This is a genomic window from Streptomyces sp. SM1 (assembly GCF_002910825.1).
Lineage (GTDB): Bacteria > Actinomycetota > Actinomycetes > Streptomycetales > Streptomycetaceae > Streptomyces > Streptomyces okerensis.
The window spans coordinates 1-18,904 of sequence record NZ_NEUB01000433.1 but is presented as its reverse complement, the minus strand read 5'-3'; the positions used below and the strand labels follow the sequence as shown (position 1 = coordinate 18,904).

Annotated in this window: 23 protein-coding genes; 14 read left to right on the top strand and 9 right to left on the bottom strand. The window is 72.2% G+C overall.

All coding sequences use genetic code 11. The features are described from left to right. Positions 1–212: 212 nt before the first annotated feature. The 3 genes from B9S61_RS10805 to B9S61_RS10795 form a co-directional block, all read right to left on the bottom strand. Positions 213–1,370, bottom strand: coding sequence for an ROK family transcriptional regulator (locus B9S61_RS10805; RefSeq protein ID WP_103542055.1), 1,158 nt, complete (start codon positions 1,368–1,370; stop codon positions 213–215). A 105-nt stretch (positions 1,371–1,475) separates the two neighbouring features. After that, complete coding sequence (locus B9S61_RS10800; RefSeq protein WP_103542054.1) at positions 1,476–2,138, bottom strand: response regulator transcription factor; 663 nt, start codon at positions 2,136–2,138, stop codon at positions 1,476–1,478. Between the two features lie 14 nt (positions 2,139–2,152). Further along, complete coding sequence (locus B9S61_RS10795; protein ID WP_103542053.1) at positions 2,153–3,307, bottom strand: sensor histidine kinase; 1,155 nt, start codon at positions 3,305–3,307, stop codon at positions 2,153–2,155. 109 nt (positions 3,308–3,416) lie between these two features. Here B9S61_RS10795 and B9S61_RS10790 point away from each other — a divergent pair, with 109 nt between their 5' ends. From B9S61_RS10790 to B9S61_RS10780, 3 genes are read left to right on the top strand one after another with little or no spacing between them, the layout of a single operon-like run. Then, on the top strand, positions 3,417–4,337 hold the full coding sequence (locus tag B9S61_RS10790) for an ATP-binding cassette domain-containing protein (protein ID WP_103542052.1): 921 nt from the start codon (positions 3,417–3,419) through the stop codon (positions 4,335–4,337). A 2-nt stretch (positions 4,338–4,339) separates the two neighbouring features. Further along, positions 4,340–5,065, top strand: a complete 726-nt coding sequence (locus tag B9S61_RS10785) for an ABC transporter permease subunit (protein WP_103542051.1) — start codon at positions 4,340–4,342, stop codon at positions 5,063–5,065. A gap of 55 nt (positions 5,066–5,120) precedes the next feature. After that, the gene (locus B9S61_RS10780) at positions 5,121–5,561 is read left to right on the top strand and encodes a hypothetical protein (protein ID WP_103542050.1); all 441 of its coding nucleotides are present in this window, start codon (positions 5,121–5,123) and stop codon (positions 5,559–5,561) included. A gap of 213 nt (positions 5,562–5,774) precedes the next feature. Here the strand turns inward: B9S61_RS10780 and mug are convergent, their stop codons facing one another. From mug to B9S61_RS10760, 4 genes are all read right to left on the bottom strand, one after another. Next, on the bottom strand, positions 5,775–6,323 hold the full coding sequence (gene mug / locus B9S61_RS10775) for a G/U mismatch-specific DNA glycosylase (protein ID WP_103542058.1): 549 nt from the start codon (positions 6,321–6,323) through the stop codon (positions 5,775–5,777). After that, positions 6,320–7,762: an adenylosuccinate lyase gene (purB, locus tag B9S61_RS10770; protein WP_103542049.1), complete on the bottom strand. Its 1,443-nt coding sequence runs from the start codon at positions 7,760–7,762 to the stop codon at positions 6,320–6,322. Before purB ends, mug begins: the two co-directional genes overlap by 4 nt. A gap of 131 nt (positions 7,763–7,893) precedes the next feature. Beyond that, positions 7,894–8,103 carry an AlpA family transcriptional regulator gene (locus B9S61_RS10765; protein WP_258039616.1) on the bottom strand — a complete coding sequence of 70 codons (210 nt, stop codon included), beginning with the start codon at positions 8,101–8,103 and terminating at the stop codon, positions 7,894–7,896. An 80-nt stretch (positions 8,104–8,183) separates the two neighbouring features. Beyond that, a complete protein-coding gene (locus B9S61_RS10760; RefSeq protein ID WP_103542048.1) occupies positions 8,184–8,390 on the bottom strand; it encodes a hypothetical protein in 207 nt (68 codons plus the stop codon). Positions 8,391–8,601: 211 nt separating this feature from the next. On the opposite strand from B9S61_RS10760, the gene B9S61_RS10755 reads away from it, so the two are divergent. The 10 genes from B9S61_RS10755 to B9S61_RS10725 all read left to right on the top strand — a co-directional run bounded on the left by B9S61_RS10755 (position 8,602) and on the right by B9S61_RS10725 (position 14,171). Beyond that, on the top strand, positions 8,602–9,066 hold the full coding sequence (locus B9S61_RS10755; RefSeq protein ID WP_103542047.1) for a hypothetical protein: 465 nt from the start codon (positions 8,602–8,604) through the stop codon (positions 9,064–9,066). After that, a complete protein-coding gene (locus tag B9S61_RS10750; RefSeq protein WP_103542046.1) occupies positions 9,066–9,434 on the top strand; it encodes a hypothetical protein in 369 nt (122 codons plus the stop codon). The genes B9S61_RS10755 and B9S61_RS10750 overlap by 1 nt, the downstream gene beginning before the upstream one ends. Continuing rightward, positions 9,431–9,790: a DUF6907 domain-containing protein gene (locus B9S61_RS10745; RefSeq protein WP_103542045.1), complete on the top strand. Its 360-nt coding sequence runs from the start codon at positions 9,431–9,433 to the stop codon at positions 9,788–9,790. Before B9S61_RS10750 ends, B9S61_RS10745 begins: the two co-directional genes overlap by 4 nt. Positions 9,791–9,920: 130 nt before the next feature. Beyond that, complete coding sequence (locus B9S61_RS10740) at positions 9,921–10,865, top strand: hypothetical protein (protein ID WP_103542044.1); 945 nt, start codon at positions 9,921–9,923, stop codon at positions 10,863–10,865. Next, positions 10,862–11,035 carry a hypothetical protein gene (locus tag B9S61_RS40775; RefSeq protein WP_181007325.1) on the top strand — a complete coding sequence of 58 codons (174 nt, stop codon included), beginning with the start codon at positions 10,862–10,864 and terminating at the stop codon, positions 11,033–11,035. The genes B9S61_RS10740 and B9S61_RS40775 overlap by 4 nt, the downstream gene beginning before the upstream one ends. Next, positions 11,032–11,343: a hypothetical protein gene (locus B9S61_RS10735; RefSeq protein WP_103542056.1), complete on the top strand. Its 312-nt coding sequence runs from the start codon at positions 11,032–11,034 to the stop codon at positions 11,341–11,343. The genes B9S61_RS40775 and B9S61_RS10735 overlap by 4 nt, the downstream gene beginning before the upstream one ends. Position 11,344: 1 nt before the next feature. Next, positions 11,345–11,557, top strand: a complete 213-nt coding sequence (locus tag B9S61_RS10730; RefSeq protein ID WP_103542043.1) for a hypothetical protein — start codon at positions 11,345–11,347, stop codon at positions 11,555–11,557. Positions 11,558–11,638: 81 nt separating this feature from the next. After that, entirely contained in the window at positions 11,639–11,800 is a 162-nt protein-coding gene (locus tag B9S61_RS40770) for a hypothetical protein (protein WP_181007324.1), read from the top strand. 2 nt (positions 11,801–11,802) lie between these two features. Next, the gene (locus tag B9S61_RS40765; RefSeq protein ID WP_181007323.1) at positions 11,803–11,979 is read left to right on the top strand and encodes a hypothetical protein; all 177 of its coding nucleotides are present in this window, start codon (positions 11,803–11,805) and stop codon (positions 11,977–11,979) included. Between the two features lie 86 nt (positions 11,980–12,065). After that, entirely contained in the window at positions 12,066–14,171 is a 2,106-nt protein-coding gene (locus B9S61_RS10725) for a cell division protein FtsK (RefSeq protein ID WP_103542042.1), read from the top strand. Between the two features lie 398 nt (positions 14,172–14,569). On the opposite strand, the gene B9S61_RS10720 is transcribed toward B9S61_RS10725, so the two are convergent. Next, a complete protein-coding gene (locus B9S61_RS10720; protein ID WP_103542041.1) occupies positions 14,570–14,764 on the bottom strand; it encodes a hypothetical protein in 195 nt (64 codons plus the stop codon). Between the two features lie 169 nt (positions 14,765–14,933). Between B9S61_RS10720 and B9S61_RS10715 the strand changes: the two genes are divergently transcribed. After that, positions 14,934–15,194 (top strand): GntR family transcriptional regulator, encoded by a 261-nt coding sequence (locus tag B9S61_RS10715; protein WP_103542040.1) that lies wholly within the window; start codon positions 14,934–14,936, stop codon positions 15,192–15,194. Positions 15,195–15,361: 167 nt separating this feature from the next. Here B9S61_RS10715 and B9S61_RS40760 read toward each other — a convergent pair. Further along, positions 15,362–18,904: hypothetical protein (locus tag B9S61_RS40760; protein WP_103542039.1), on the bottom strand; the 3,543-nt coding region annotated here is incomplete at its 5' end.

Below are 18,904 nucleotides of genomic sequence, written 5' to 3'. Positions count from 1 at the left end.
GCGACTCGCGACCCGGTCCGGCGAGCAAGGTGCCGGCACCCCTTCACACGCCGAGCGGCCGAGGTGTGCGGGCGGGCCGCACCGTGCGCCTTCGGCGTCGTCCGCCGGCAGGCTCCGGCGGCCCTGACCCGGGTCGGCCTGCGACGAGGGGCCGTTCGGGTACGGGGCCCACACGAACGTCGCGCCACTCCGGCCGGTCCGCCGGACCGGCGCTATCGGCGGGCCGTCACCGTGCCCTCCACCGCGAACAGTTGTTCCTCCACATGGTCGAGGGCGAGCCGTACCGCCCCCGTGGCGACCGCCGCCTCGCCCAGGAGGGAGAGGGAGACCCGCGGCGGGCGCAGGCAGTAGCGGGCCAGTTCGCCGCGCAGCGGCTCCAGCACGCCGTCCAGACCGGCCGCCCAGCCGCCGATCACGACCAGTTCCGGGTCGAGGGCCAGCACCAGCGCCGCCACGTCGTGGACCAGCCGGTGGATGAAGCGGTCCATGGCGGCCCGCGCCCGTTCGTCACCCTCGCGGGCCTGGGCGAAGACCGCGGCGACGGCCTGCTCGTCGAGCGGGTGCAGCGGTTCGTCCGTGGTGGACAGCAGCGTCTCGGGCGTCGCCTCCCGGCCCAGCAGATGCAGCGCGCCGATCTCCCCGGCCGCCCCGCCGTACCCCCGGTGCAGCCGGCCGCCGATCAGCGATCCGGCGCCCGGACTCAGCCCGGCCAGGACGAACACCACGTCGTCGGTGTCCTTGGCGGCGCCCTTCCAGTGCTCGGCGACGACGGCCGCGTTGGCGTCGTTCTCGACCAGCACCGGGCACTTGAAGGACCGGCTCAGCCGCTCGCCGAGGCCCAGCCCCGTCCAGCCCGGCAGCGCCGTGCCCAGCCGTACCGTGCCGTCGGCCTCGACGATCCCGGGGGTGCCGACGCCCACCGCCCGCAGGGACCCGTGGGGGACACCGGCCCGGCGCAGCAGCTCCGCGACGGCCTCGAGCAGCCGCTCCAGCCGCTCGTCCGCGTCGACCGTCTCGTCGACCTCCCGTGCCTGCGCGCCGATCACCCGGCCGTCCAGGTCGGCCAGCAGCGCGGCCACCCGGTGCACGCCGATCTCCAGGCCGAGCAGATACCCGGCCTCCGCCCGGAACCGGAACCGCCGCGCCGGGCGTCCCTGCCGCCGCGCGGTGCCCTCCTCGGCCGCCGTCTCCACGACGAGCCCCGCCTCGACGAGCCCCTCCACGACGCCCTCGACCGTGGGCCGGGACAGTCCGGTGACCCGGGTGACCTCGGTCAGCGTCGCGCAGTCCGTGGCCCGCAGCGCGTGCAGCACCACCGCGGAGTTGATCCTTCGCAGCAGTGAGGGGTCCCCGCCGGTCAGCCGACCCACCGTCCGTCCTCCGAGCTCGTGCGCGTGTTGGGCGGATCGTACTCGGCACGGCGGACCCCGGCGACCTCCGGTCGACGGTGCCCGGCCCCGTCCCGCGGTCGCGGCTCACCCCGGCGCCACGAAGCCCGACTCGTAGGCGGCGATCACCGCCTGGGTCCGGTCCCGGGCCCCGAGCTTGGCCAGCAGGGAACTCACATGGGACTTCACCGTCTCCGTGCCCACCACGAGCCGGGCGGCGATCTCCGCGTTGGTCAGGCCCCGCGCCATCAGCCGCAGCACCTCGCCCTCGCGTTCGGTCAGCCGTGCCCGCTCCAGCGCCGACCGCGCCGCGCGGTTGCCGCCGCCGGCGCCGTACTCGGCCGTGAGCCGGCGTACCGAGGCGGGGAACAGCAGCGACTCGCCCTCGGCGACCAGCCGCACCGCGTGCACGATCTCCGCGGGCCGCGCCCGCTTCAGCAGGAATCCGTCGGCGCCCGCGCGCAGCGCCCCGTAGACGTACTCGTCGTCCTCGAACGTCGTCACGACGAGGATCTTCGGCGGCGCGTCGACCGACCGCAGCAGCGCGCGCGTGGCCTCGATGCCGTCCATCAGCGGCATGCGTACGTCCATGGCGACCACGTCCGGCCGCAGCCGCCGCACCAGCGGGATCACCGCCGCCCCGTCGGCCGCCTCCCCGACGACGCCGATGTCCGGCTGCGCCTCCAGCACGGCCCGCAGACCCGCGCGTACGAGGGGTTCGTCATCGACGAGCAGGACGGTCACCGGCATCCGGCCAGCCTAGGTCAGCCCAGCGGCAGCTCGACCCGCACCCGCCAGTCGCCCGCGTCGGGCCCCGTCCACGCGCGGCCGCCCAGCAGCGCGGCGCGCTCGCGTATGCCGCGCAGTCCGCTGCCCCGCCCGGGGCCCGGCACGTCCTGCGTCAGCCGGTTGCGGATCTCCAGGAGCAGCACGCCGTCGGCGACACCGATCCGGACCCGCACCGGGACCGCCCCCGCGTGCCGCAGCGCGTTCGTCAGCGACTCCTGCAGGATGCGGTAGCCCTCGCGGGACACCGGCCCCGGAGCAGTCTCCAGCGGGCCACTCACCTCGGCGTGGACCGTCGCGCCGGACGCGCGGGCGGACTCCAGCAGACGGTCGGCGTCCACGAGCGTCGGACGGCTGCCGACGGGCTTCTCGGGCTCGCGCAGGACGCCCAGGACCCGCTCCAGGTCCTCCAGCGCCGCCCGTCCGGTCTCCTCCACGGCGCCCAGCGCCCGGTCGGTGAACTCCGGATCGCCCGCCGCCCGCGCGGCACCGGCCTGCACGACGGCGACGGTCAGGGCATGACCGATGGAGTCGTGCAGCTCGCGTGCGATGCGGGTGCGCTCCAGGAGCTGTTCGGTTCTGGCCTCCACTGCGGCCAGACGCTCGGCGGGGGACGGGCCGAGCAGCCTGCGCGCGACTGCGGTGACCAGCGCGCCGAGGCCCACCGCCGCCGCGTACAGCGTGATCAGGGGGAGCGGCACGAGCAGCGCGTAGGCCCAGTGGTGCCGCACGTCCTCGAGCACCGGCACGCCACCGGGCACCGTTCCCGCGGCCACCTGGCCCAGGGAATAGCCCAGGAGCGGCAGCCACACCGTGGCGAGGACCGTCACCGCCGCCAGCGCGATGCGCACCGCCAGCCAGAGGACGGTACGCGTCCGGTCCCGCCATGTCGCCGAGGACTCCTCCGAGAACCCCGGCTCGCGCTCGTTCGGCGTGAGCAGCAGCACGGCCTGCACACCCTCACCCCTGCGCACCGCGGGAACCAGCCCCAGTGCGAGGAGCACGAGCGCGGGCACCCAGGGCGTCCTTGGATCGATGAACATCCACACGCTGAACGGCAGCCCGGGGATCCAGAGATGCAGCAGACGCGTGTACGTCGTCCCTCGCACAAGCGGACGCAGGAGGCGGACCATTTCGTCATCCTGTCAGTGCCCGCCGCTCACCCGCCTCCCCCGCCCGGGGGAGGCGGTCTCCCCGCCCGGGGGAGGCGGCACCAGCGGTCCGGCCGCCACGCTGATCCACATGACCAGCATCGACGTCCAGGACCTCACCAAGGAGTACGGCACCCGGCGAGCCGTCGACCACCTCACCTTCCGTGTCCGGCCCGGCCGCGTCACCGGCTTCCTCGGCCCCAACGGCGCCGGGAAGTCGACCACCATGCGCCTGGTGCTCGGCCTCGACCACCCGACGTCGGGCTCGGCGACCGTCGGCGGGCGCCCCTACGCGGCGATCCCGGACCCCCTGCGTCACGTCGGCGCGCTGCTGGACGCGCGGGCCGCGCACGGTGCCCGCACCGGCCGGAACCATCTGCGCGTCCTCGCGGCGAGCCACCGGCTCCCGGACCGCCGGGTCGACGAGGTGCTGGAGGGGACCGGCCTGGGGCCGGTCGCCCGCCACCGCGTGCGGACGTACTCCCTGGGCATGCGCCAGCGGCTGGGCATCGCCGCCGCACTGCTCGGCGACCCGGAGGTGATCATGCTCGACGAACCGTCCAACGGCCTCGACCCCGAAGGCATCGTGTGGATCCGCACCCTGCTGCGGCGGCTGGCGGACGAGGGGCGCACCGTCCTGGTCTCCAGCCATCTGATGAACGAGACCGCCTCGTTCGCCGACCACCTCGTCGCCCTCGGGCGGGGCCGGCTGCTGGCCGACACCCCGATGCGGGAGTTCATCGACGCGCGCGTACGCCCCGCCGTCCGGATCCGCACCTCCGACCCCACCGTCCTGAGGAGCACCCTCACGCGACACGGTCACGACGCCGTGGAACATACGGACGGGTACTGGACGGTGCCGGACGCGCGGGTGGAAGACATCGGCCGTCTGGCGTCCGCCGCGGGTGTGCCGATCCTCGAACTCGCGGCGGACGAGGGCACGCTGGAGCAGGCCTATCTGGATCTGACCGCCGCCGAGACCGAGTTCGCCGCACAGCGCCAGGAGACCTGACCATGCAGTTCGCACCCGTGCTCCACGCCGAGTGGCTGAAGATCCGCACCGTCCGCTCGCTCCCGGGCACGCTCCTTGTCCTGTTCGCGGTGACCACGGCGTTCTCCGCGGTCGCCGGAGTGGACAACGCCTCCGACCCCGATGCCGACCTCCTTTTCACCGCCCTGTCCGGTGCCGCGGTGGGACAGATCGCCGCCATCTCCTTCGGCGCCATGGCCGTATCGGCGGAGTACCACGACGGAGCGCTGCGGCTCTCGCTCGGCTCGGTCCCGCAGCGTGGGCGCTGGTTCGCCGCGAAGGTCACGGCGATCGCCGTGCCCACCTTGCTCGTCGGGCTGCTGAGCGCGGTGGCTGCCCTCCTCGCGGGGCGGGCGGGGCTCGGAGACGCGGCGAACGGCCTCACCACCGCGGAACAGTTCCGCGGTGTGGTCGGCTGCGGCGTCTACCTGACCCTCATGGCTCTCCTCGCGGCCGGTCTGGCCACCCTGCTGCGCAGCGGAGTGGCCACGCTGTCGGTGCTGATCCCGTTCGTCCTGGTGGTGTCCTTCGTGATCGGCGGCGCGACCGGCACCGCCACCGACTTCCTGCCCGACCGGGCCGGACAGGCCGTCCTCCAGCAGTCCCCCGACGGAACGCTCGGCCCGTGGACGGGACTTGCCGTGACCGCGCTGTGGGCCGCCGCGGCGCTGCTGGCAGGGGCCTGGAGCCTGCGCCGCAGGGACGCCTGACCGGTGGTGGGCTGACGCACCGCCAAGTGTCAGTGCCGACGGGTTTACTGGAGCCATGAACATCGCCCGGCACATCGCCCTCATCGACGAGTTGTGCTTCCGCCCCTTCCCGGCGGAGCACGCCCCGTCGGACGTCGGCTTCGGGGCGCCCGGCCACCATGTGGCCGTCCTGGAGAGCGGACCGGGGCCGGGCGACGGCGACCCGGCCCAGCGGGCGGTCACGGTGGACCAGTTCGAGAAGGGGCGCGACGCCGTCTACGAGGTGCTGGCCTCCCGCTGGGGGGACGTCAGTCCCTTCAACCTGCAGACCGTCCTGCTGCGCACCGGGGACGAGGAGATACCCGAGCCCTGGGCCTGGCTCAGCGCCCGTGCGGACGTGGCATGGCTGTGGGAGGTCCGGGGCACCGGCCGCTGGGCCGTGGTGGCGGTCGCCGACCGGGACCCGGGCGACGAGGTCCAACTGCTGGCGGTGGTCACGGAGACCGCCCCGCCCTGAGCGGCGAGGCGCCGGTGGCCCGGGCGATGCCGAAGCCGATGATCCGCGGCCCCTTCGCCGGGCAGCGACGCGCCGGCCCTCCTGGTGCGCGCGTGTCCGGCGGAGGTTCCCGAGGGACCGGCGGCGCATTCGCGCCGGGCTGCTCGGAGACGGCCAGGGGGTGCCGGTGGCATCCGAGGCGCCGGACACCGGGACCGCTCCGCCGGCCGGCCGTCACCGTCGCGCCGCGGCCTCCCGCAGCCGGCCGAACTCCTCCGCCAGCGTGGCCGGCGTCCAGTGCGCGTTCAGCCCGCTCGGATTGGGCAGCACCCACACCCGTGTCCCGCCGATGGTCCGCGCCTGCGGCCCCACCCGCGCCTTCCTGTCGTCGAACGCCGCGCGGTACGCCGTGACCCCCAGCACGGCCAGCCACCGCGGCCGGATCCGGGCCACCTTCAGGGCGAGCGTCCGCCCGCCCTCCCGGTACTCCTCGGCGCTCAGCTCGTCGGCGCGCGCGGTCGCCCGCGCCACCACATTGGTGATGCCGAGCCCGTACGACAGCAGCTCCCGCTGCTCCGACGGGCGCAGCGGTACCGGAGTGAATCCGGAGCGGTGCAGCGCCGGCCAGAAGCGGTTGCCGGGGCGGGCGAAGTGGTGGCCGGTCGCGGCCGTCATCAGACCGGGGTTGATGCCGCAGAACAGCACGCGCAGACCGTCCGCGACCACGTCGGGTACGAGGCGGTCGCGGGCGGCCTGAAGCTCCTCCTGGGTGAAGCGCGTCAGAGGATCGCCCCGGGCGCGTATCCGGCGGCCTCCGGGTGCCGCTTCACGATCTCGTCGATACGGCCGACGACGGCGGTGACCTGGTCGCTCGCGGCACCCGTGAAGGACAGCCTGTCCGCCATCAGCGCCTGGAGCTCGTCCCGGCCGAGCGGCAGCCGCTCGTCGTCGGCGAGCTTGTCGAGGAGGTCGTTGCGCTCGGCACCCTGTTCCCGCATGGCGAGGGCCGTGGCCACGGCGTTCTCCTTGATCGCCTCGTGCGCGACCTCCCGGCCGACGCCCGCGCGCACCGCGCCCATCAGCACCTTCGTGGTGGCGAGGAACGGCAGGTAGCGGTCGAGCTCGCGGGCGACGACCGCGGGGAAGGCCCCGAACTCGTCGAGCACCGTCAGGAACGTCTCCAGCAGGCCGTCGAGGGCGAAGAACGCGTCCGGCAGCGCGACCCGGCGCACCACCGAGCAGGACACGTCGCCCTCGTTCCACTGGTCGCCCGCCAGCTCGCCCGTCATCGAGGCGTAGCCGCGCAGGATCACCATCAGGCCGTTGACCCGCTCGCAGGAACGGGTGTTCATCTTGTGCGGCATCGCGGAGGAACCGACCTGGCCCGGCTTGAAGCCCTCGGTGACCAGCTCGTGCCCGGCCATCAGCCGGATGGTCTTCGCCAGCGACGACGGCCCGGCGGCCAGCTGCACCAGCGCCGTGACGACCTCGTAGTCCAGCGAGCGCGGGTAGACCTGGCCGACGCTGGTGAAGGCCTGCGAGAAGCCCAGGTGCGCGGCGATCCGCCGCTCCAGCTCGGCCAGCCTCTCCGCGTCACCGCCGAGCAGGTCCAGCATGTCCTGAGCCGTACCGACCGGGCCCTTGATGCCGCGCAGCGGGTAGCGGCCCAGCAACTCCTCCACCCGGCCGTACGCGACGAGCAGCTCGTCGGCGGCGGTCGCGAACCGCTTGCCGAGCGTGGTCGCCTGCGCGGCCACGTTGTGCGAGCGGCCGGCCATGACCAGTTCCCCGTACTCACCGGCCAGCCTGCCCAGGCGCGCCAGAACCGCCACCGCGCGGTCGCGGATCAGCTCCAGCGAGAGCCGGATCTGCAGCTGCTCGACGTTCTCGGTCAGGTCGCGGGAGGTCATTCCCTTGTGTACGTGCTCATGCCCGGCGAGGTCGTTGAACTCCTCGATCCGTGCCTTCACGTCATGGCGGGTGATCTTCTCCCGCTCGGCGATCGAGGCCAGGTCGACCTGCTCGAGGACCCGTTCGTAGTCGGCGAGGGCCGTGTCGGGCACCTCGATCCCGAGGTCCTTCTGGGCCCGCAGCACGGCGAGCCAGAGCCGGCGCTCCAGCTTCACCTTCTGCTCGGGCGACCAGAGCGTGGCGAGCTCGGCGGAGGCGTAGCGTCCGGCGAGGACGTTCGGGATACGGGGCTTGGCGGGCGCAGCAGTCACGTGTACGGAGTTTACCCGTCGTCCAGACAGGATCCGTCCAGTCCAGAGCGCGCGAAAGAGCGCAGGTCGCGTGCATCGCGGCCTGCGCTCTCGCCCGGGTCTGTGAGATGTGTGTGAGATACCGCCTCCACTCAGTGGAGATCCGTCCTGGTTCCCTGCCCGATGCGCTGGAAGCCGAGGATCGTGGCTGGCCTCCACGCGGGGGAGCGGCCGAACATCCTGTCGGCCGGCGGGAGCTCGCCGCGCCCGCGGGAGCGGTAGGAGCGGATGGTCTGCGCGCTCACGCCCCAGTGGTCGGCGACGTCCGCGATCGTCCAGTAGTCAGCGGCCGGGTCGGCCATGGCTGCCCCCTGTGGTCGGCGTGCCCGTCGCTGCGGGGTGCCGGGAACTTTGGCCGCCCGGCGTTGACAAGGTGTACGCGTCAGTCACTCGCGGACTCCCCGCCGGCGAGCACGATGCGCCGGACCTGCTGGCGGGTGTACCCGGTCGCTTCGCAGATGTCCTTCTGCGCGACGCCGTCGGTGTCCGCCTGCCGGATGGCTGCGGCCAGCTCCTGCCGGAGGATCTCGGCCCGCTGTTCGGCGTCCCTGAACCGCTGCGCCATCTGCGCGAGTGATCGCTTGTCCATGACACATAGTGTTCCATCAGTCGTCATGGAACCTGATGTTACGCAGTCCACCAGTCATGTCCAGTGGCGTAACCCCTTGACTAGGGAACATGATGTTCCCTAAAGTGGAGGTGTCGGAAGGGGAACCGCCCGACAACGCAAGCAGCCCCCGCCGGTGCTACCAACACCGAGCGAGGGCCTCGGAACCCACCTGACCTACCAGGGAGATCCCGTGTTCCAGCTTCTCATGTCCCCCCGCACGGGCCGCACGGTCCGCGCCATGGTCGGCCACCTCGTCGAGGCCACCGCCGACGCCATCCGCTCCATCGCCCCCACCGAGACGCCGGCCGACGCCGCGCCCGTCGAGGCCCCCGACCCGGCTGACGTCCTCACCGACGACGAACTCCCCCCGGTCGAGACCATCGAGACCGCCGCCCGCGAGTACGAGCGCGCCGCCGACCAGGCCCGCCGCGCCGACCGCGGCAAGCGCGCCGCGAAGAAGGTTCTCGACAAGTTGCCCGCCGGCATCTACGGCGCCTGGCGCGTCTTCCGCACCCCGTCGTCGCGGCAGACCCCCGACCTCGCCGAGATCACCCGCATCTTCAAGGCCCACAACCTCGGCCCCGTCCCCATGAAGCCCTGCGCCCCGTCCCTCAAGGTCGAGCGCGTCGAGGTCCTGGCGGAGGTGGCGGCCTGATGGGCACCCCGCGCCCCACGACCGAGCAGGCGCCCACCACCACGGTGGGCGCCCTGCCCCCGGCCGCCCGCGACCTCCTCGCCGCCATCCTCGCCGCGCTCGACATCCCGCACCCCGCCACCGCCGGCGGAGCCGGGGCGTACGAGCGGATCCGCGACGACCGCGCCACGCACGTCGTCGTCGCCCTGCGCTCCATCCTCGACGAGAAGCCCCTGATGGACCTCGAATGGACGGCCGCGTACCTGCGCGACCGCCTCACCGAGCACCCGCCGGTCGGCTACATCACCTGTGAGCAGGCGAACGCCGCCCTCGCCCGCGGCATGTCGTGGTCCGAGGCCGTCACGCTCCCCGCCGGGGAGGACCAGTGACCGAGCCCCGCACGATCACCCTGGCCACCACCGACCACGGCGACGTCACCATCAGCGAGCCGTCGTGGTGCCGTGGACACGAGGACCACCTCCCCGAGGAGCGGGCCGACCTCGCCCACAACACCGACGACGTCATCCTCAAGTGGCGCGGCCAGCCCCTCGTGTTCGCCTGCCTCGACCAGGCCCCGTACGCCGACACCGCCAGCCGCGACGTCCACGTCTCGGTCAGCCTCGTCGGCCAGGCCCTCGACGCGCGCGAGGTGTACGAACTCGCCGCCGCCCTCGACACCTACGCCGACCAGTTGCGCACGCTCGCCGACCAGCTGCTCGTCGTCCGCGCCGAAGGCGACCTGTGACCCGGCGCCCGATCTGCCGGCCGACCGAGGCCGCCGCCATCCGCGCGGCGGCCCGGTCGGCCCGGCCCCTCCCGTCTGTCCCCGCCGCGCACCGTGTGGTGCGCGCCGCCGCCCCGGAGGTCGGCACCCCATGAACCACATCAGGAAGGCCGGCACCTGGCTGCTGCCCGCCGCCCTCACCGTCATCGCCGTCGTCTGGGCCGTCGCCGCCATCGGCGACATCCTCACCGCGACCGCACACCCCGTCTTCGCCTACAGCGTCGCCGTCCTCTTCGACAGTGTCTGGCTGTACGCCCTCGCCCAGGAGACCGCGCACCGCCGGCAGGGCTCCAGCGCCCGCCTGCCCAAGGCGATCGGCTGGGTGTTCCTGCCCCTCACGGTCGGCGTGCTGGCCGCGCACGGGCTCCTCGCCGGTGACGTCCTGGCCGCGATCGTGGGCGCGCTCATCCCCGTCCTGGCGAAGGTCACCCTGGTGATGGCCATCGACCTGGACCGCACCCGCATCAGCCCGAGGGCTCAGGCCGCCATCGACCGGGAACGCGCGGTCACGCGTGACCGCATCGCCGTGTCCCGGGCGGTCGCCCAGTCACGGGCCGACAAGACGAAGGCCGGCGCAGCCATCGTCCGCGACACCCACAAGGCGGAAGCGGAAGCCGCCACCGTCATCCACACGGCGCTCGAAAGCTACGCCGAGACCCGTGACCGTCACGCCCTCCCCGAGGCGGTGAACACACTGCCCGGCCTGGTCTCGGACCGCGAGCTTGACGCCCTCCTGTCGGGGGGTGTGACCGACGATGTTTCCGCAGATGGCGCGGGGGGTTTCGGCCCGTCCGGGGAGGTGGCGGTCACGCGTGACGGTCACGCCCCCGACGCGGATGCCAGGGAGGTCAATGACCGGGCGGTGGCGATGCTCGCCGCCGAGCTGTACGCGACCGACCCGCCGCCGTCGAAGCGGAAGTTCCGGGAGGCGATGCGGGCGGAGATGACCGCCCGTGGCCTCACCGGCGGGTGGCCCACGATCGATGCCCTGTACGACCGGGAGCAGCAGTTCGCCGAGGGTGGTGAGCGGCCGTGAAGTTCCTTCTCCTGGGTGCCGTGCTCGCCCTGCTGCTGACCATCCCGGGCGTGCTCGCCGCGCTCGTCTCGGTGGTCACCGCCCTGGTTGCCCAGCCGCTCCTGGTGGCGTTCACGGTCGGCGCGCTGCCCCGCCCGTACCTGCCCGTCGTGGGGCGGTGGACGCGGTGAACGACGACCTCGAGCGCGCCGCCCGCGCCGCCGTTGATGCTGCGGACAACACCCGGCAGACGGAACTGATCCTCGCCGTCCTTCAGGCGCAGCAGCTCCTCAACCAGCAGCAGCCGCCCGCGCCGGCCCCGGTGCAGCGGCCCGAGTTCAACGCCACGAAGTGGCTCGTCATCGGCGGCGTCGTCGTCTCCGTCGGCCTGGTCGGCGCCCTGTTCGCCGTGGCCATCGCCATCGGAGCCGTCTGCGCAACCGCCTGCCTGCTCGTCCTGCGCGGCATGTGGGCCGACATCCAGAAGGGACGGCGCTGACATGGCCCTCTTCCGCCGCCGTGAGACGCCGGCCGACGACCAGGCCCGCACCGGCCGTCTGCTGGAAGGCCTCGAGGCCGCCTACGCCAACCGCACCGGCGACCCCTGCTCAGGCGTCGACCTCGACGACTTCGAGAACGTCATCGTCTCCGCCGCCGGGGCCGAGGGCGAGCCGACCTACCCGCCGCCCGGGCACGACTACCCGCGCCGCTGACCGGCTGCCCGATCCGCCCGTCTCGCACGGGCGGTGAGGGGAGCCGGGACAGCCCCGGCCCGCACTGAGAGGACACCACCGATGTTCGGCAGCAGCCACCACGTCACCGTCAAGGTCTCCGGCAACGGCCGCAAGCAGCACTACCAGTGCTCCTGCGGCGCGGTCGGCTGGGACACCGACGGTGCCACCGCCGCCCGCCAGGGCGCCGACCACAAGGCCAAGGCCGCCAAGAGGGGGAAGTGACCATGTCGTTCACCAGCAAGGACCCGCACAACCTGTCCGAGATCGCCCGCATCGTCGCCATCGGCGTGAAGGTGCAGCGCAGGAAGGCCCGCGGGAAGTCCACCCGCGCGCTGGAGAAGCGCGCCGACGCGATCACCGAGCGGGCTGAGGCCCGCGAGGCCGCCCGCCGCAAGAAGTAGATCTGCCCCGGGGCGGCCGCACTGCCACCAAGCTCGCCGGCCGCCCCGGGCCCCAACATCCCCATCAGGGAGAAGGAACCCACATCATGACCGAGACCACGCCCCAGCGGGTCAACGGGCACGCGAACCCGCAGGTCTCCCTGCTGAAGCTCGCCCCCGAACAGCCCGCCGCCCCGGCCGTCGAGACCATCGACCGGCCGCGCCGCCGTGTCCGCGTCGACTCCCTGCGCCGGGTCGTCGTCGAGGTCCGCACCCACGACGGCTACCGGGCACTCGTCCGGCACAGTGCCTACACCGTCGGCGGCGCCCGCGTCCTCGCCAAGCGGGCATGGGACTCCCGCACCACCGCCCGGCACGAGCGGATGATGCGCGCGGCGGAGGCCGCCGGGAACGAAGAACTCGTACGTCAGTGGGAGCAGCGGGCGTACGCCTACCGGTTCGCCAGGCACCGCCGCCGCGTCGAGCTGCTGCAGATGGTGATGAACGCCCCCAAGGCCATCGCCACCGGTGTGGGCGCCGGCGCCGGGGTGCTGCTGCTCCTGGGCGTCATGCTCGCCTGGGCCAACCACGACATCAGCGACGTCCTCACCCCGCTCGCCGCCACGATCGAACTCGTCGCGTGGGTGGCGTTCATCGCCGGTGTGGTGTGGGAGCCGCTCCTGTACGCCCTGCCCTGGCTCGCCCTCGCCGGAGCGTGGGCCGTCGGCAGGCAGCAGCACGCCGCGCCCGCGTGGGCGCTGCCGGCCGACGTCGAGGACCGGGACGTCGTCCCCGACGAGGGCGCCATCCTGCGCGCGCTGCGCAACCTCGGTATCGCCCCGCTGAACAAGGCCGTCAAGGACGGATGGCAGCCCCGATGGGTGTCGCCCACCACCCGCTCCGGGAACGGCTGGCACACCCAGCTGCAGCTCCCCATGGGCGTCACGGTGGAGATGATCGCCGACAAGAAGGCGACGCTCGCACACAACCTGCTCCGCAAGTCCATCGAGACATGGCCGACCGAACCGCGCGACCGGGCCGGCGTCCTCGACCTATGGGTCGCCGACCCGGGCGTCCTCACCAAGCCGGTACCGCCCTGGCCGCTCCTCACCGACGGCACCAGCGACTTCTTCAAGGGCGTGCCCGTCGCCCTCAACGCCCGTGGTGAGCAGGTCATCGGCAGGCTGATGGCCGCCAACTACCTGATCGCCGGAATCATGGGCTCGGGTAAGTCGTCGCTGGTCGTCGCCCTGCTGCTCGGTGCGATGCTCGACCCGCTGGTTGAGATCGACGTGCACGTCCTGGCGTACAACAACGACTACGACCCGATGCGGCCTCGCCTGCGGAGCCTGGTCAAGGGCGACGACGACGAACACGTGGTCGCGGCCATGGACACGCTGCGCGCCCTGGCCAGCGAGGTATCCCGCCGCGGGCAGGAACTCGAACGCCTCGGCACCGACACCAAGGTCACCCGCGAGATGGCCGAACGCGACCCGTCGATGCGGCCACGGATCGTCGTGTTCGACGAGGTCCACGAGCTGTTTACGCACCCGGAGCACGGCAAGGAAGCCAAGGAACTGGCGCTGAAGGTCACCAAGAAGGCCAGGAAGACCGCCATCATGCTGCTGTGGATCACCCCGGACGCCGATGCGGCGAGCCTGCCGCGCGGGATCTCCAAGACCGTGTCCCATCGGGTCGCGTTCGCGATCAACGACCACCAGGGCAACGACGCGATCCTCGGTACTGGCATGCACAAGAACGGCTACTCGGCTACGACGCTGGTCGCGGGTGAGGACGTCGGCACCGCCATGGCTGCGGGCTTCGGGAAGACCCCCGGGCTGGTCCGCTCCTACTACGTGGCAAAGGGGGCAGGCGTCGACGAGGTGACGCCGGTTGTGGAGCGGGCCATGGCCCTGCGGGACGGCGTCGCCGCGGTCGCCGTCCTGGAGCGTGTGGCCGCCGACCCGCTCGCCGACGTCGCCGCCGTCCTCGCAGACGAGCCGCGCATGCTGGTGCAGGAGGTGCTGCACCGGCTCGCCGAACGGAACCCCGCCGAGTACCGGGAGTGGTCGCCGACCGATCTGAAGCGGGCGCTGGAGCCGTTCGGGGCGGAGCAGTACAAATCCGCCGGCCGCATGGTCGTGGCCCGGGACCGCGTCCAGGAGGCGATCCTGGCGCGGCTGGAGGACGCCGACGACGAGGGAGCCGTCTGATCTTGGGGAGTTCTCCCCAACCGGCTCCCTGACCGGCCTCCCCTGCGGCGACCTGCGGAAAGATCCATTGAGGGAGGCTGGGGAGGCGCCCGGCACAGAGGCGCTGTACGGCCGTTTCCGGGCCGTTCTCCTCCTCCGACCGGCGTCCCTCCCCGGACATGGTGAAGGCCCCCGAGAACCTGTCTCGGGGGCCTTCGTGTTGCCCGGCCCGGCCGCCCCGCCCGGGGGAGGAACGTCAGCGGCCGGACCGGTGTCTACCGTGGCACGGGCACGGGCACGTGCACCGCACCGTCAGAATCGGGCTTCCCACTCGGGTGCGCCCAGCCGGCGAATCGTCTGCGGGCCGCCACACATCGCGTGCTCGTCCAGGCTGAACTCCGGGGTGCGCTCCTGCCCGCTCACCGGTCCGCGAACGGGGTGAGCCTGTGCAGCTCCCGGCAGGGCCCGCACGCGAAGTGCGTGATGCCGCTCCCGCTGCCCTGCTCGATGGCGTTGATCAACCGGATGCCGCTGGCGTAGCCCTGGTGCCAGTGGCACAGGCCGTACGCGGTGGGGGTGTCCTCGGTGGTGGTGGGCTGCGTACTCTCGGACATGACGGGGCTCCCTCGAAGCGTCGTACATGCCCCCGGGCCCGGCAGCCGCGGGGGCCTTCCTGTTTCCGCAGCGTAGACCCGCTTGTATCGGCCTGTCTCGCCCTGTAGCGATACGTACCGAGACGTAGCCCGAGATGCCGCTACGTGCACCCCTGCCTAGCTTCAGATCATGGCCACCAACCCGGACGCCGAGATCGACCACGAGGGCCCGCTGACTCCGTACCGGCAGCTCGCCGAGATCCTGCGCGCCCGTATCGCGCGGGGCGACTGGGCTGAGGGCCGGCCGATCCCGTCCGAGAACCGGCTCGTGCAGGAGTACGGGCTGGCCCGCTCCACGGTCCGCCGGGCAATCGCTGTGCTCGTCGACGAGGGCGTGGTGTGGACGGTGCAGGGGCGTGGCACCTATGTGGGGCAGGAGCCGGAGGCGTAGCGGCTGGCCGGTGGGGGTGCCGCCCTCGCCCGCTTCTGGACCGGCGACATCCAGCACATCCAGCGCGTCCTCCGCGAGCTCGAGGAATGCGGCCTCGCCGTCCGGACGAAAGGCGTCGGCGCCCCACCCCAAGGAGGCAGGGCGCCGGACCGCTGGCGAGCCGCCCGCTAACGCCCCGACGGCCGCAGGGCCGCCGGCAGACGGCCCGTCCGGACCATGTCGGCCAACGTGCGCGCGAACCATGTGTTCACGTCCTGCTGCGAGCCGAGGACGCCATGGTTCTGGACCGTCACGTTGAAGTGGTAGTGCACGTCACCCACCGCACCGCCACCACCGCCAGCCGACGTCCCGAGCGCACCGCGCGGGATCTGCCGCCGGTTCAGAGCACGCAGCGCCGGCGCACCGTAGAAGTCCACCGAAGCCCGGCTCAGCATGAACTCACGGTCCGACGCCATGATCGGAACACTGTCCGACGTGCCCGTACCCGGACCCGAGATCAACCCACCCGCCGCATACCGGCCGTAGCTCCTCGACGCCCCGAACTTCCCCCAGTCGCCGAAGCTGCGCCCGTACGGATTGCCCTTCCACACCTGCGCGATCACGTCGTGGAAACGCTGCACGTTCACCGACATGCCACGGAAGGTCATGTCCTCGAAGACCCGCTTGCCCGCGCTCACCGCCCGCTTGATCTCGCTGACCGCGGCCCAGAACCCGTCGGCCACCTTCATCTGCTGGCCGGAGAAGTTCTTGGACATGCCCTGGAAGCTGATGTCCTCGAACAGCAGCGACCCCTTGCGGGACCAGCGGCCGGAGTCGACGAGCCGCTGCAGTTCCGCGACCGCCGCGGTGAAGCCGCTCCGCGGTGTGCTCCCGCCCGGCGTGGCACGGCCGACCCCGGAGGCTGCGGCCGTCGTCTTCTGCACGGCCGCCGCGACCTTCGGCATCGCGGTCTGCAGCCCGGCCAGCAGGCCGCGCCCGATGTCCCGGCTGAGCGCGTCCACGGTCGACGCGGCCAGCGTCCGGGCCTGCTCCGCCGCCGTGTTCATCGTGCTGCGCATCATCGCCACGACCGCCGCAGCGACGCTGCCCATCGAACCCATTCCGCCGGCCGCGCTCCTCGTACTCCCCGCCTCCAGACGCCCCTCGTTGATGGCTCGCAGCAGCGGCAGATGCTGGCGGGTGCGGCGGGCATTCACGACGAACTCGTTCTTCGACAGCCACGGCGCGTACACGCTGTCCGACGTCTCCGTGCCCGGACCGTCCACCAGGCCGCCGGTTGCATACCCGCGGTGCTTGAAGTTGCTGCCGGTGTACAGGCCGCCGGTGGCGCCGACAATGTCGTGCACCGACCGGTACGTCTTCGAGTTGTTGATGATCTCGTTGATCGTGCGCACGGTGTGCGTCGTGTACGTGCGGGCAGTCTTCCCGTCCAGCCGGTTCAACGCGGTAGAGACGGCGCCGATCGAGCCGATCGCCTGCCCGTTCGCCGTCGTCACCCGGGTACGACCGTCCGGCAGCGTCTCCGTCTTGTAGCCCACCGCCTCCAACGCAGCGATCGCAGCCGCGTTCAACGTGGACACCGTGATGGACTTCGCGTTCGGCGTCTCCCGGATCGCCGCCCGCACCGTCTCCAGACCAGTGACGGCCGCCGCCTTCTCCAGCTTCACCGCCGTCACGATGCTCTCGGGCGTACCGAGGAGCGTGTTGACGTACTCCTCCGCCGCCTTCTTGTTCCCCCCGAACGCCTCGATAGCCAGCCGCATCATCTCGGCGCGCAGCTTCTCCGACTTGCCCGTCATCGACGCCAGGGACTCATTCGCCGCGACACCACTGGCGATCAGCTCATCCCGGGCCTTCGCCGCGCCCGACATGGCCTGCCGGTTCGCCTGGCCCTCCTTCGTGTTGGCGGAGAGCGTCGCGCCGTTCTCTTTGAACGACGCAGTGAGCGAATTGAGACTGGCCCCGAACTGCGTCTGCGCATCGTGCGCCGACCGGTTGACGTCGTTCAAAGCGATGATCGCCTCGCGCAGTCCGTCCGCATCAACCTTCTGCGCCGCCAACTTCGCCGACGTCATCTGAGCCTGCGCGCCGAAGGAGCCCATCGCGCGGGCGGCAATCTCCAGCTCGTTTCTGTGGGCGTCAAGGGCATCGTTGTGCTCGTCCATCTCGGCGAGGAACTTGGCCCGGTTCCCCCCCTGCCGGACGTAGGCATCGGCGAAGTAGTCCAACGCCGCTGCCGCCTCCTTGATCTTCCCGCCCTGCACGAGGTTGGTGAGGCTGTCATCGATCGCGTCGAGGTTCGCCTGGGCTTCCTTGCTCGCGGTCGAGTCGACTTGTCCCAGGGTGAAGATCTTGACGAACCCGTTCTGCACCTGGTCAGCGAACGAGGGGTCGGTGATGTTGCGGACCTTGTCGTACAGCTGGTCCAGGTCCTTACCGAACGCCTTCGCCGCCTCACCGGACACCTTCCCCGACGAGCCCAGCCTGCCCAGCGACGTCGTCAGCCGGTCCACATCCGGCGGCGCGGTCTTACCGATGTCCGCCAGCTTCGCCAGACCGATCACCAGCAGACCGATACCCGTCCCCGCCAGGCCGATCTTCGCCGCCCGCGACAGAGCACCGATCGCCGCCGTCACCCGGCCGACCCGACCGGACGCCGTACTCGACGCCGCACCCATCGCCGTCACAGCAGCACCGATCGCCGCGACCCGGCCGGACACCATGGCCGCACCGGCCGCCGCCAAGGAGACGGCCTTGATGGCCAGCGACAGCTGCAGCATCGTCGTGAGGACCTCGGGCGGGATCGCCGCCGCCACACCCGCCAGCGCGTTCACCAGCGTGAGCAGTCCAGGGCCGGCGTTCGCTGCCGCCTCGAGGATGTTCCCCACGGCCTCACCCAGCTTGGACAGGGTGTCGGAGACCAGCGGCCCGTTCTCCCGCGCGTACTCCATGAACGCGCTGATACCGCCGGACACCTGCCCGGACTGCATGCTCGTCACGAATCGGATCAGGCCATCGTTCGCCCGCTCCAACACGCCGGTGGAGAACTCGGCGAACGACTCCATGAACCGGTCGAAGCCCGGGGAGGCGATCCCGCCGGCGGCGATCGTCACGAACCGGTCCAGCTGCGCGCCCGCTCCCCGTACCACGGGGGTGAGCTTCGGGAACAGGGCTCCGAACGTCTGGAACGCCTTCGTCGCCACCGGCATCGTGCTGTCCGCCAGGCTGTCCGACCACTCGCGGTACTGGCCTTTCAGAGAGGACAACGCAGCCGCGGCCCTCCTCGTCGGCGCCGGCATGTCGGAGACCGACCGCGCATACGCCAGCTGCGCCTGCCCCGCCTCACGCGAGTTGGCGCCGTGCTCCTTGACCGCCTCGTTGTACTTCTTCTCCGCCTCCGCAGCCTCCGAGATCGCCGACGCCTGCCCGGCCGCCGCCACCGCAAAAGCGCCGACAGCGACCGTTGCAGCGCCCACCGACGCCGCAATCGGAAGGGCCTGCGCGGCGATCGGAATCAGCGCCGGCGCCAGCAGCAGAGCCGCCCGCGCCGCACCACCCATCGCACTGCCGGCACTCCCGGCGGCCGTCGTCACCGTGCCCAACCGGCCGCGCAGCCCGCCCATGCCGGCGCCGGCGCGACGGATCGACCCGTCGAGGTCATCCATGTCCCCGCGCAAGGAGCGGGCCGCCGCCCCCAGCGCCACCAGCGT